Source organism: Geomonas oryzisoli (assembly GCF_018986915.1).
GTDB lineage: Bacteria > Desulfobacterota > Desulfuromonadia > Geobacterales > Geobacteraceae > Geomonas > Geomonas oryzisoli.
Map to the genome: position 1 here is coordinate 3,070,679 of NZ_CP076723.1, position 12,038 is coordinate 3,082,716.

General features: G+C 62.9%; 13 protein-coding genes. 3 read left to right on the plus strand and 10 right to left on the minus strand.

What is annotated here, in order from left to right:
* Positions 1–59: 59 nt before the first annotated feature.
* The 7 genes from KP004_RS13375 to KP004_RS13405 all read right to left on the minus strand — a co-directional run bounded on the left by KP004_RS13375 (position 60) and on the right by KP004_RS13405 (position 4,756).
* Entirely contained in the window at positions 60–971 is a 912-nt protein-coding gene (locus tag KP004_RS13375) for an electron transfer flavoprotein subunit alpha/FixB family protein (RefSeq protein WP_216799025.1), read from the minus strand.
* 10 nt (positions 972–981) lie between these two features.
* A complete protein-coding gene (locus KP004_RS13380) occupies positions 982–1,758 on the minus strand; it encodes an electron transfer flavoprotein subunit beta/FixA family protein (protein ID WP_216799026.1) in 777 nt (258 codons plus the stop codon).
* A gap of 201 nt (positions 1,759–1,959) precedes the next feature.
* The gene (locus tag KP004_RS13385; RefSeq protein WP_183349089.1) at positions 1,960–2,145 is read right to left on the minus strand and encodes a hypothetical protein; all 186 of its coding nucleotides are present in this window, start codon (positions 2,143–2,145) and stop codon (positions 1,960–1,962) included.
* 114 nt (positions 2,146–2,259) lie between these two features.
* A complete protein-coding gene (locus KP004_RS13390) occupies positions 2,260–3,180 on the minus strand; it encodes a diguanylate cyclase (RefSeq protein WP_216799027.1) in 921 nt (306 codons plus the stop codon).
* 122 nt (positions 3,181–3,302) lie between these two features.
* A complete protein-coding gene (locus tag KP004_RS13395; protein ID WP_216799028.1) occupies positions 3,303–3,461 on the minus strand; it encodes a hypothetical protein in 159 nt (52 codons plus the stop codon).
* 85 nt (positions 3,462–3,546) lie between these two features.
* Positions 3,547–3,822 carry a hypothetical protein gene (locus tag KP004_RS13400; RefSeq protein ID WP_216799029.1) on the minus strand — a complete coding sequence of 92 codons (276 nt, stop codon included), beginning with the start codon at positions 3,820–3,822 and terminating at the stop codon, positions 3,547–3,549.
* A 52-nt stretch (positions 3,823–3,874) separates the two neighbouring features.
* Positions 3,875–4,756 carry a pseudouridine synthase gene (locus KP004_RS13405; RefSeq protein WP_216799030.1) on the minus strand — a complete coding sequence of 294 codons (882 nt, stop codon included), beginning with the start codon at positions 4,754–4,756 and terminating at the stop codon, positions 3,875–3,877.
* A 662-nt stretch (positions 4,757–5,418) separates the two neighbouring features.
* Here KP004_RS13405 and KP004_RS13410 point away from each other — a divergent pair.
* Both KP004_RS13410 and KP004_RS13415 read left to right on the plus strand, forming a co-directional pair.
* Positions 5,419–5,832: a MerR family transcriptional regulator gene (locus KP004_RS13410; RefSeq protein ID WP_216799031.1), complete on the plus strand. Its 414-nt coding sequence runs from the start codon at positions 5,419–5,421 to the stop codon at positions 5,830–5,832.
* Between the two features lie 63 nt (positions 5,833–5,895).
* The gene (locus KP004_RS13415; RefSeq protein ID WP_216799032.1) at positions 5,896–7,143 is read left to right on the plus strand and encodes an endonuclease Q family protein; all 1,248 of its coding nucleotides are present in this window, start codon (positions 5,896–5,898) and stop codon (positions 7,141–7,143) included.
* On the opposite strand, the gene KP004_RS13420 is transcribed toward KP004_RS13415, so the two are convergent.
* From KP004_RS13420 to KP004_RS13430, 3 genes are all read right to left on the minus strand, one after another.
* On the minus strand, positions 7,136–7,843 hold the full coding sequence (locus tag KP004_RS13420) for a DsbC family protein (RefSeq protein ID WP_216799033.1): 708 nt from the start codon (positions 7,841–7,843) through the stop codon (positions 7,136–7,138). The genes KP004_RS13415 and KP004_RS13420 overlap by 8 nt on opposite strands.
* A 102-nt stretch (positions 7,844–7,945) precedes the next feature.
* Entirely contained in the window at positions 7,946–8,845 is a 900-nt protein-coding gene (locus KP004_RS13425) for an ROK family protein (protein ID WP_216799034.1), read from the minus strand.
* Positions 8,842–9,324 carry an HIT family protein gene (locus KP004_RS13430; RefSeq protein ID WP_216799035.1) on the minus strand — a complete coding sequence of 161 codons (483 nt, stop codon included), beginning with the start codon at positions 9,322–9,324 and terminating at the stop codon, positions 8,842–8,844. The genes KP004_RS13425 and KP004_RS13430 overlap by 4 nt, the downstream gene beginning before the upstream one ends.
* A 310-nt stretch (positions 9,325–9,634) precedes the next feature.
* Here KP004_RS13430 and KP004_RS13435 point away from each other — a divergent pair, with 310 nt between their 5' ends.
* On the plus strand, positions 9,635–11,950 hold the full coding sequence (locus KP004_RS13435; protein ID WP_239026806.1) for an NADP-dependent malic enzyme: 2,316 nt from the start codon (positions 9,635–9,637) through the stop codon (positions 11,948–11,950).
* Positions 11,951–12,038: the final 88 nt, after the last annotated feature.

A 12,038-nucleotide genomic window follows, 5' to 3' on the forward strand; every position in this document is an offset into this window, starting at 1 on the left:
GGACCTGTCGGACCTGTCGGACCTGTCAGACCTGTCCGACGTCCGATGTCCCCCCAGTCTTACTTCGCCAGTTTTGCGGTCAGTGCCGGCACGAACTGCATCACGTCGGCCACCACCAGCACGTCGGCGACCTCGCCGATGGGGGCGTCCTTGTCCTTGTTGATGGCCACGATGAAGCCCGACTTCTTCATCCCCGCCAAATGCTGAATGGCCCCGCTGATGCCGCAGGCAATATACAGCTTGGGACTCACGGTCTGCCCGGTCACCCCCACCTGCGCCCCCGCCTCCATCCAGCCGCTGTCCACGACCGGGCGGCTCGCCCCGACCTCGCCACCCAGCACCTTGGCCAGCTCCGCGATTACCGGCAAATTCTCCTTCTTGCCGACACCGCGCCCGGCACTGACGATGATCTCCGCCCTGGTAAGATCGACCCCCTTGCGGACCGCCGCCTCATATCCCAGGAACTCGGTCCGCCCCTCACCGTCGACATCAAGCGGCTGCTGCTGCGGCGCCCCCCCCGGCACCAGCGCCGGAAAAGCTCCCCCCTGAAGCGTGAGCACCACCGGGCTGCCGACAGGCTGCACGACCTGCCTCATCTTCTGGCTGCAGCACGGGCGCTCGAAACCTCCCTCCGCCAACGCCACCACCTCGGAAACCTGCGGCGCCTGGAGCAAGGCCGCGACCCGCGGCGCCAGGTCCCACCCGTAGGAGGTGTGCATAAAAACGACGTAATCCGGCTTCTCCCGCTCGACCGCCGCCTGCACCAGCCGCTTGTGCAGATCGGGGTTGTACTCCCCGTATTTGCCGGCATCGGCGAGATAAACGGCACCTCCGTAGCCCGGCAGCGCTCCCTGGTTGCCGATCAGCACCATGGCGGTTTCGGCCCCCAACTGCGCGGCGAAACCGAACAGTTCGTAGCTTGACTCCAGCAGCTTTCCTTCCCGGCATTCGCCAACGAGTAGTGTTTTCATGTTCGCCTCCCTAGCGCAACACCGCCGTCTTGTCCTTGAGTATCCCGATCAACCGGTCGACCTGGTCGGCAACGTCCCCTTCCAGGACCACACCGCCCCCCTTCTTGGCCGGAGCTCGGAACTGGGCCGACACCAGTCGTGCGTCCTGCTTGAGCAGCTGTTCAACCGGGATGACCGTCACCTCTTTCTTCTTCGCCTTCATGATGTTGGGGAGCGTCGGGTAACGCGGCTGGTTCAGGCCGAGCTGGCAGGTAACCACGGCCGGCGACTTGAGCCGCACCGTCCCTTTCACCCCTCCCTCGAGCTCACGCTTCACGGTCACCGTGCCGTCGGCATACTCGAACCCGACCACGGTCGTGGCGCAGGGATACCCCAACATCTCGGCGATGGCCACCCCCACCTGGCTCGAGCCGCGATCCAGGGACTGCATGCCGGTGAAGATGACATCGAACGCCTCCCCCTTGGCGTAGGCGGCGATGATCGATGCGATCTGGAAAGGGTCCTTCAGATGGGAGGCCGGGTCCTGCACGTGCACGGCACGGTCCGCCCCCATGGCGAGCCCCTTCTTGATCGCTTCCACCACACGGTCCGGCCCCACGGAGATAAGTGTGATCTCCGGTTCGCCCCCCAACTGCTCCTTGAGCAGCACCGCCTGCTCGATGGCGTACTCGTCATATTCGTTGACGCGGAAGGCGAGATCGGTCTCCGCATACCAGACGCCTGCGGCGTCGGGGCGGAAGCGCGATTCCATGTCAGGCACCTGCTTGACGCATACCAGTATCTTCATAATGAACCTCCTCCGGCATTACGGGCGGCAGCACCTAGCTGCGCCGCCGGCCCTTCCTGCGGGGAATAATATCGCTTACTTAGAGAATAAAGGAGGAAGCAGAAGTGTCAAACTTTTTCATGAGGTGGTGAGGCCGCCATGGCAGGTAAGTGGGCGGCCTGCCGGAACTTGCGGGGATATTGCAGATGTTGCGCAGGGGAACTAGAGCCAGTAGGCCAGTTCCTCGCGGCAACCGGGGAGCGCCTTGTTCTTGAGACCCTGCTCCAACTCGCACAGCAACTGGGTGAGTTGACGAAAGATCTGGTTCTTCTCGGCAATGTCGTCGGTCTTGTCCAGCTTTGCGAGCAGCTTCAAGTAGTTGGCGTAAGCGGTGTCAAAGGTGTCCATACCAGGTTCCTCCCGTGTTAGTGCCATGAGGCGTAAAGCAGGAGGATACTTTTACCTTCAAATTAAAAAATTTTCAATATATTTTTCTTAAATTTTATTAACTAACCCAACAGGTCAGGCCGGCATCGTTTCCACCCTGTTGCGGCCGTTTTGCTTGGCGCGGTAGAGCGCTTCGTCTGCCTGGCGGAACAGCGAGTCGATGTTGTCGATGAGTGGGGATGGATAGGTGGCGACCCCGGCGCTGATGGTCACCGTGAGGTCCTGCAGGGGGGGCGGGAAGGTAAAATCGAGCACCGCCTGCCGCAGGCGATCGGCGGCGGCAGCCCCACCCTCCAGCGAGGTGCCGGGGTAGACGACGACGAACTCCTCGCCGCCGTAGCGTGCGGCGCTGTCATACGCCCGCAAGTGCTGCTGCACCACGTTGGCCACCGAAGCGAGGACGACGTCGCCGTTTTGGTGACCGTAGGTGTCGTTGACCTGCTTGAAGAAGTCGATATCGACGATGACCAGGGAAAGACTCTCGCGGTTGCGCTTGGCCCGGAAGAACTCGGCTTCCAGTATCTCGGCCAGGTAGCGCCGGTTGAAGAGACCGGTGAGATGATCGATGTTGGTGAGGCGCTTTAGTTGCTCATTGGCTTGTTTCAGCTCGTCTTGCAGGGACTTGATCTTCAGCTGCACCTTGACGCGCGCCACCAGCTCTCCCGAGTCGAAGGGTTTGGTGAGGTAATCGCTGGCCCCCTGCTCGAGCCCCTTAATCTTGGAGTTGAAGTCCTGCTTGCCGGTCAACATGATGATAGGAAGCCCCTGCAGGTCGGGGCGCGAGGCTACCAGCTGCAGAAACTTATAGCCGTCCATGCGCGGCATCTCGACATCACAGATGACCAGGTCAGCCTTGGACTCGATGAGGGTCTTGAAGCCTTCCATCCCGTCCTTCGCTTCCCGATACTCACCGAAAAGCCCGACATCCTTCAGGGTCCGCACTACCTGGTCACGAATGGCAGCCGAGTCATCGATAACGAGCACACAACCGGACATGATCTCTCCCATCGGAACAACCCTGAAACAGCAACCGGCAGCGCCGGCCGCGCCACATCGTTCGCCCACCAGCGCCGCCCGGCAAGCCTGATAGGCGGCGCGAAGGCTGCCGCGTTTCTGGATTATGAATTGCGGTATGGCTTGATGAAAAAGTAGATAATCAGCAGGAACGGGAAGGAAGAAAAAGCCGCCTCGAAGTTCCCCTTGAACAGTTGCCAGGTACCGAAGCTGATCACGGCGACGGTAAACAAAATAATAAATAGGGCTGCGATCTTGTTCATGGCGGGATAGTAACTGAAATTTCAAGAACTTGTCCAGAGATTTCAGATCGGCAATGACAGAAACGGGTGCGGTGACAAGTAGAGATCACGGTGTGTTCCAATCCCAGCAGAACTTCAGTTCATCCTCCGTGACAAAGAGTTCGCAGCAGGTCTTCTTGAAGGCGGCCTGGTTGGCGGCGTTGTCGACCTCCTCCTGCACGGTCGTCTCGATCACCGAGTCTGGAAGATCGAGGTTTTTCTCGAATGCCCCTTCCACGAGCCCCGGGCGCCACCCCGCCTCTTTGAGCCGGATCTTGAACAGCCCGATATGGATGCTGTTGTTAACGCCGTAGTCGACCAGCAGGAGCACATTCTTGGCCATGTCACACCTCCCTTGAGTCAGCTATGCCAGAGGGTCCGCGAACTGTTCTAGATTACCACAAAAGGTTTCTATCAGACTGGAACTCCTGCCACTTCCCGCTGATGGGATCCTTGAAACGCAGCCGCTGTGCCAGAAGCTGCAGCGGCCGGTCGAAGTCATCGGGCTGCCGCGGCTGCAGTCGAGGGTAGAGCCTGTCGTTGAGGATCGGCATTCCCAGCGAGCTCAGGTGCACCCGCAGCTGGTGGGTTTTGCCCGTCAGCGGGCTGAGCGCGAACAGGGCGCGCCCGTCCCGCTCTTCGAGCAGCTGAATCTGCGAGCGTGCGTTGGGTATTCCCGGTTCGGTCCCCATCACGAACCACGGGTCCCCCGGCACCAGCCTGCTCTCCACCAGCCAACTCCCGCGGCCGTCGGGCACCCGCCCCACGCTCACGGCCCGATACTCCTTCTCGATGCAGCCGTCCCTGAACAGCCCGCCGTAACGGCCGCGGGTTTTCGGGTTTACCGAGAACAGCACGAGCCCGGCAGTCTCCCGGTCGATCCGGTGCAGCGGCACCAAGTGGTGGATCCCGGTCCGCTCCCTTAGCCGGTGCAAGAGGCTTTGGTTCAGGTAGGCGCCGCCGGGAGTCACCGGCAGGAAATGGGGCTTACACGCCACCAGCAGTTCGTCGTTTTGAAACAGAATCTCTTCCGGGAATGGGATCTCCCGTTCCGCCACCAGTTCCCGGAAGTAGAAGACCCGTTTCTGCGGGGCGTATGGGGTGTCCATACCGACCGGCGCGCCGTCCTCGCCGAGCACCTTGCCCTGGGCGATGCGGCTTTCCCAAACCTCGCGCGGAATCTTGGGGAAACGCTCCACCAGGAAGGCGAACACCGTCGGGTAGGGGTGTCCGAGCTGGGGCATGGTGACCTTGGCGGGGTACTGGGAGATGGACATCGCGAGCACCTTTGGTTAGGGGGATAGCGGCCTTGCAGGGCGGCAACGACCGCTGCCGGGAAACTGGCGCGTGGGCAGGATAGCATGGAGCGGCTGCACAGGCAATGGCACCGCGGGGGCAAGAAGAAGCAAAATAAAATCCCCTCTGCCCCCCCCTTTAACAAGGGGGGAACGTAAGGGCTCCTGCAGCGCTTCGGGTGTGGCGGAACGCTCCATTCCGCTCAGCCAGCTTATTACCCCCAGGGGGACAGGCACCTGGCGGAGCCAGTCCCCTCCTTCAGTCGAGGGCAAAAAAAGAGGGGCAACCCGTCGATTGCCCCTAGTGTTGGACGGCCGGCAGAAAGGGCCGATCACAGACCGGTGCAGGCGCTCACCACCCCAGCTACACAATGAGCACCTGTTTTATTTTCTAATCCACCCGCAAATCACAAGACAGCGCGAGGCATGCTGCGGGCCATACGTGAGGCACCGGAAGCCACTGTTTCACCTGCCTGCTTCTTTACTGATATTCTATCCGATACACCAAAAACATCGTTTTGTAAACAACCATTTCGTATGACACGGTTTCCCATCGTATGGGGTATCCTCGCGGGAAAGCGATTGACACTCACAACGCCATGTTCTAGATTAGCTGGGAATTTATCTACCACCGTGAGGTTTTCATGGACATCATCAAAGACGGCGAAGAGATAACCTCGATCGGGGACGTCGCCGCTGCTCTGGGACTCACCACCAGGACCATCCGCTATTGGGAGGAAGTCGGCATCGTCGAGAGCGTGCCGAGAAGCGACGGCGCCACGCGCGGCTTCACCCCCTACTTCGTGCGTCGCATCAAGTTCATCATCAAGCTCAAGGAGCTCGGGCTCACCATCAAGGAGATGCAGGACCTCTACGCCGCGTACGGCGAAGCCAAGCAGACCGAGCGCATGGTGCCGCGGCTGGTGGAAATCCTGGATGAGCATATCGAGAAGATCGACGAAAAGATGGCCAAGCTCGCCTCGCTGCGCAGCGACATCGTCAGCTACCGGCAGCACATGCTCAGCAAGTTCGGCTCCTCCCAGGCCAGCGGCGCCTGACATGCCGCCCCTTCGTCCCCGTGACCGCCGCGACGGCGCGGGGGCGCTACGCAAACACACCCCATGAGATTCACAGCAGACCTGCACATCCACTCCCGTTTCTCCAGGGCGACCAGCCGGGACCTCGACCTGGACCAGCTCCGGCGCTGGGCGCAGTTGAAGGGGATACGGGTGGTCGGCACCGGCGACTGTACCCATCCGGAGTGGCTCGCGGAGCTGGAGCGGGAGTTGGCCCCTGCCGAGGACGGGTTGCTGCGTCTGCGCCGGGAGCCTCCCCCGGACCAGGTGCCGCTTAGCTGCCGCGCCCCCGTTTCCTTCCTGCTCAGCGGCGAAATCAGCTGCATCTACCGCAAGGGAGGGCGCACCAGGAAGGTGCATTGCCTGGTGCTGCTCCCCGACTTTCACGCCGCGCACCGACTGAACGGCGCACTCTCCCGCGTCGGCACCCTAGCCTCCGACGGCAGGCCGATCCTGAAGCTCGACGCCAAGGACCTGCTGGCCATGGTGCTCGATGCTTCCCCACGCGCGCTCCTCATCCCCGCCCACGCCTGGACCCCCCACTTCTCCATCTTCGGCGCCTGCTCCGGGTTCGTGTCCCTGGAGGAGTGCTTCGAGGAGCTCGCCCCCGAGGTGCACGCCATCGAAACCGGACTCTCCTCCGACCCGGCCATGAACTGGCGGCTGTCGGTCCTGGACGGCATCACGCTCATCTCCAACTCCGATGCCCATTCCGCTTCCAAACTCGGGCGTGAAGCGACCATCTTCGACTCGGAGCTGAGCTACGACGGGATCTTTCACGCCATAGCCGGCGGCAAGGGAGTGGCGGGAACCATCGAGTTCTTCCCGGAACAGGGAAAGTACCACGCCGACGGCCACCGCTGCTGCGGCGTCAGGTTCTCTCCCGAAGAGACCATCGCCCACGACTATCGCTGCCCCGCCTGCGGCGGCAAGCTGACGGTGGGGGTGCTGCACCGGGTGGAACTGCTGGCGGACCGGACGGCGGGAGCTAAGCCGGCGCAGGCCCCGCCCTTCTGGTCCGTGATACCGCTCATCGATCTGATCGGGGGGGTGCTGCGGGTGGGGAGCAGCAGCAAGAAGGCGCAGGCGCTCTACTTCGAGCTCCTGGAGGGGCTGGGCAACGAGTTTCACATCCTGCTCGAGGCGCCCTTGAACGAAATCGCCGCCAGGTCGACGGCGACTCTGGCGGCGGGTATCGGCAGGATGCGTGCGGGGGAAGTGGAGATCGAGGCCGGATACGACGGCAGGTTCGGCACCGTATCGGTCTCCGCTTTACACGAGGATCTTACTTGAGCAGTTCGTCCAGGCGGTTCAGGTCGGCGCCCACCACCATCTGCCCGTTGATGAAGAAGGTGGGGGTCCCGGTGACGCCGGCCTTGCGGGCCAGGTCCATGTGCTCCTGGGCCAACCGCTTGATCTCGGGAGAGGCGGGCTTGGCGTTGGCGGGAATCTCCTGCCCCAGCATCATGGCGTCGTAGGCCTGCACCTTGTTCTCGGCCGAGAGGATGTACTCGATCTTGGTGATCGCGCCGGGATGGGCCAACGGCGCGAAGAAGATGTACTGGGTCACGTCGGTCCGCTTGGTGAAGTACTCGGCGCCCCTGCGGCAGAAGGGGCAGTCCGGGTCGGTGAACTCGATGACCACCTTCTTGCCGTCGCCGATCTTGAGGGCCTTGTCCAACGGCATGTCCTTCACCACCTTGGCCATCATGGCCCCTTTGCGTTCGGCGGTGCGGCTCTTCAGGTCCTTGCCCACGATCTCGCCGGTCACCACCAGTTCCTTGTCGGGGTAGTAGTAGAAGATGCGTTGCCCGGAGATGACCTCGTAGAGGCCGGGAATCTCCGTCGGCGTCATGCTGTCGAAGGGAACCTGCGGGAAAGCGTTGCGGAAAGAGTCCTCCGGTTTGACCGGGGCTGCGGCGAACGCGGTGGCCGCCAGGGCGAACAGAACGCACACAGTGAAAAGAGTGGTGAAAATCCTTCTAAACGACATGGACGCCTCCAGATAGCATGAGGTTGAAGCCCCGGCGTGCGGGACAGCGGTAACTATAGCATAGGTTCGCCGCAAACGGCGCCTTAATAATGAGAGTTCCTTCTAAAAAACGGTATCGAAGGCCGCCACCGCAGCCCCCAGAACCCCGGCATCGTCCCCAAGCTCCCCCGGTGCGACATGCACGCGGCCGCCGGAGACGGGAAAGGTGCGGGAAACCAGTTCCCGGCGCAGGGCGGGCTCCAGCAGGTCGAAGCTCTGCGCCACCCCGCCGCACAGGATGACCGCCTCCAGGTTCAACATATTCACCACGCCCGCCGCGGCAATCCCGAGGTAGCGCCCGGCCGCGGCAAACGCCGCGAGTGCCGCGGCGTCCCCCTGCCGTGCCCGGCGGGCGACCGCTTCGGCACCCTCCCCCTCCCGGGCAATGGCGCCTGCCGAAGCGTACTGCTCCAGACACCCCCGGCTGCCGCAGCCGCAGGGGCGTCCCTCCGGCTCTACCGGGATGTGGCCGAACTCCCCCGCAGCACCGTCTACCCCGGTCCAGAGTTTACCGTCCAGGATCAACCCCGCGCCGACCCCGGTCCCTATGGTGAGGGCTATCAGGGAGTGGTAGCCGCGCCCGGCACCGTAGCGTTTTTCTCCCAGAGCGCACGCGTTGGCATCGTTGAGCACCACAACCGGCATCCCGGTCGCTGCGGAGAGCTCCCGGGCCAGGGGCACTCCCTCGAGAGCGGGGACGTTGACGCTGGCGCGAACGACACCGTCGCTGCAGACAAGCCCCGGAACCCCGACGGCGAGTGCGGCGACGGAAGTCCCGATGCGGGCGGCCTCCTCCTGCAACTGCCCAACCCGCGCCTGCAGCCGGGAGAGCAGGGAGTCGAGCCCGGCCGACGGCAGGGTGGGCTCCGCGCTGCGCGCCAGCACCCTCCCTTGCCGGTCCACCAGGGCGAACCTCAGGTTGCTCCCCCCGAGATCCACGCCGATGCACAGTTCCCGCTTCACGCACCCTCCGTTTCACGGAAGAAGGGGAGCAGGCGATCGTAGGTCGTCAGCAGGGCCTCGGGAAGCACCCGAAGGTCGGCGGTCACCGACATGAAGTTGCTGTCGCCGTTCCAGCGCGGCACCACGTGCAGGTGGAGGTGGTCGACGACGCCCGCCCCGGCCGCCTTGCCCAGGTTCAGCCCGATGTTGAAACCGTCGGGACTGCTGGCGCGGGCCAGCACCTCCTTGCACAGCGCCACGGTACGAAACAGCTCCTGCATCTCTTCCCCGGAAAGCTCGTTCAGCTCGGCGCTGTGACGGTGCAGGGAAACCAGCAGGTGCCCGTTGCAGTACGGGTAGCGGTTCAGCATGACGCGGGCCAGCGGCGTGCGGTGAATGATGAGCAGCTCCCGATCGTCCCCCTGCGCGCAGAAGATGCAGCCAGGCGCCGGCGGCTGCGTCAGGTATTCCATCCTCCAGGGCGCCCAAAGCCTGTCCATGACATCCTCCCCTCGTTTCCAGTTATAGCCGCGAAGATTATCAACCAGATTGTCTCAATTTTCAACCTCGACCTGACATTGCAGGAAAGGCACTGCGGGTCGTGATGGTCTTGAAATCAATCTGGCGGCACGACCGGAGATTGATCCGGTGACCTGCCATGCTATAATTTCGCATCCCCTTCTACAACTTCCCTTTTCTGATCAATCTTCATGTGGCAGCACCGTTTCCTTCTTTACACGTAGACATCGCTCCAGCCGTATTTTCCAGTCCGTATAACTCACCGTCCCTACCTGTCTCGAGGAGGATCCCATGACGAAGAAGATAGACGCACTCGAATATCACGCCAGCGGCCGCAAGGGAAAGATCGAAGTCGTCTCCTCCAAGCCCTGTCTCACGTCCCTCGACCTGTCACTCGCCTACACCCCCGGCGTCGCGGAGCCCTGCCTGGCCATCGAACAGCGCCCCTCGGACGCCTACCTCTACACCGCCAAGGGGAACCTGGTGGCGGTCGTTTCCAACGGCACCGCGGTGCTCGGATTGGGCAACATCGGCGCCCTGGCCGGCAAGCCGGTCATGGAGGGCAAGGGGGTCCTCTTCAAGCGCTTCGCCGACGTCGACGTCTTCGACCTGGAGGTGAAGTCGGAGGACCCGGACGACGTGATCAAGGTGGTGCAGCTCCTGGAGCCGACCTTCGGCGGCATCAACCTGGAGGACATCAAGGCGCCGGAATGCTTCTACATCGAGGAAGAGCTCAAAAAGACCATGAACATCCCGGTCTTTCACGACGACCAGCACGGCACCGCCATCATCTGCTCGGCAGCACTCATCAACGCGCTGCAGCTCGTCGGGAAGAAGATCGAGAAGGTCCGCATCGTGGTGAACGGCGCCGGTGCCGCCGGCGTCGCCTGCGCCAACCTGGTCATCTCGCTGGGGGCGAACCCCGAACACCTCTGCATGTGCGACACCAAGGGGGTGATCTACCGGGGGAGGCCCGAGGGGATGAACCCCTACAAGGAACGCCTCGCACTGGACACGGAGCTGCGCACCCTGGAAGAGGCGATGCGCGGCGCCGACGTCTTCATCGGCGTTTCCGCCAAGGGGGCGGTGACCCCGCAGATGGTGCGGGACATGGCCAAGGACCCCATCATCATGGCGATGGCGAACCCGGACCCGGAGATCACCCCGGAAGAGGCGCTCTCGGTGCGCTCCGACGTGATCATGGCCACCGGCCGCAGCGACTATCCGAACCAGGTGAACAACGTGCTCGGCTTCCCCTTCATCTTCAGGGGCGCCCTCGACGTCAGGGCCAGCACCATCAACGAGGAGATGAAAAAGGCGGCGGTGTTCGCGCTGGCTCAGCTGGCCCAGGAGGAATGCCCCGACTCGGTCTGCCGTGCCTATGGCAACGAAAGCTTCTCCTTCGGGCGCAACTACATCATCCCCAAACCCTTCGACCCGCGCGCGCTGTTGCGGGTGGCGCCGGCGGTGGCGCGAGCGGCCATGGAGAGCGGCGTGGCGCGCACCCCCATCGAGGACATGGACCGCTACGTCGAGTGGCTGGAAACCCTGCAGGGACGCGCCAAGGAGACCATGCGCGCCATCATCAACAAGGCCAAGTGCGACCCGAAGAAGATCGTCTTCCCCGAAGGGGACAACGAGAAGATCCTCAAGGCGGCCTACCACCTGGTGGAGGAAGGGATCGCAAAGCCGATCCTGATCGGCAACCGCGACAAGGTGCTGGAGAAGATGGCCGAATTGGGGATGGAGCTCAACGTGACCATCGTCGATCCCGAGGACTCCGAGCTGACTGAGTCCTATGCCCAGGAGCTGTACCGAATGAGGCAGCGCAAGGGGATCACGCTCACCGAAGCGCAGCGCATCGTGCGCCGCAAGTCGCGCAACCATTTCGGCGCCATGATGGTGCACATGGGGGACGCCGACGCGCTCCTGGGCGGGATCGACACCCACTACCCGGACACAATCCGCCCGGCGCTGGAGGTGATCGGCAGGCAGCCGCAGCTGACCGGCGTGCACGGCATGTACATGATGGTCTTCAAGAAGGGGATCTACTTCATGGCGGACACGACCGTGGAGATCGAGCCAACCGCGGAGGAACTGGCGGAGACCGCGCTCCTGGCTGCGGAAAAGGTGCAGCTGCTGGACATCGTGCCGAGGATCGCCATGCTCTCCTTCGCCAACTTCGGCTCGGTCAACCACGCGCTGACCCAGAAAGTGAAACGTGCGGTGGAGATCGTGAAGGAACGTGCCCCGGACCTGGAGATCGACGGCGAGATGCAGGCGGACACGGCGGTGACACCGGAGCTTCTGGCCAACTACACCTTTTCCACCCTGACCGGCCCCGCCAACATCCTGATTTTTCCGGACCTGAACTCGGGGAACATCTGCTATAAGCTGTTGCACCGACTGGGAGGCGCCGAGGCGATCGGGCCGCTGTTGATGGGAATGAAAAAACCGGTGCACGTGCTGCAAAGAGGGGACGACGTGGCCACCATCGTCAACATGGCAGCCATTGCGGTCGTGGACGCACAGAGCATGCAGGAGGAGCTGCGCTGGGACTTTAGCCGGACCGCCCCTGCCCTTGGCGCCCCCTCCCCCGCCCCATAACCCGAGGGGCGAGCCCCCATCCTTCCGAGGACAGCTGCTGAACCTCCCCCTCCCTTGACGGGAGGGGGCCGGGGGGGTGGGTGAAGCT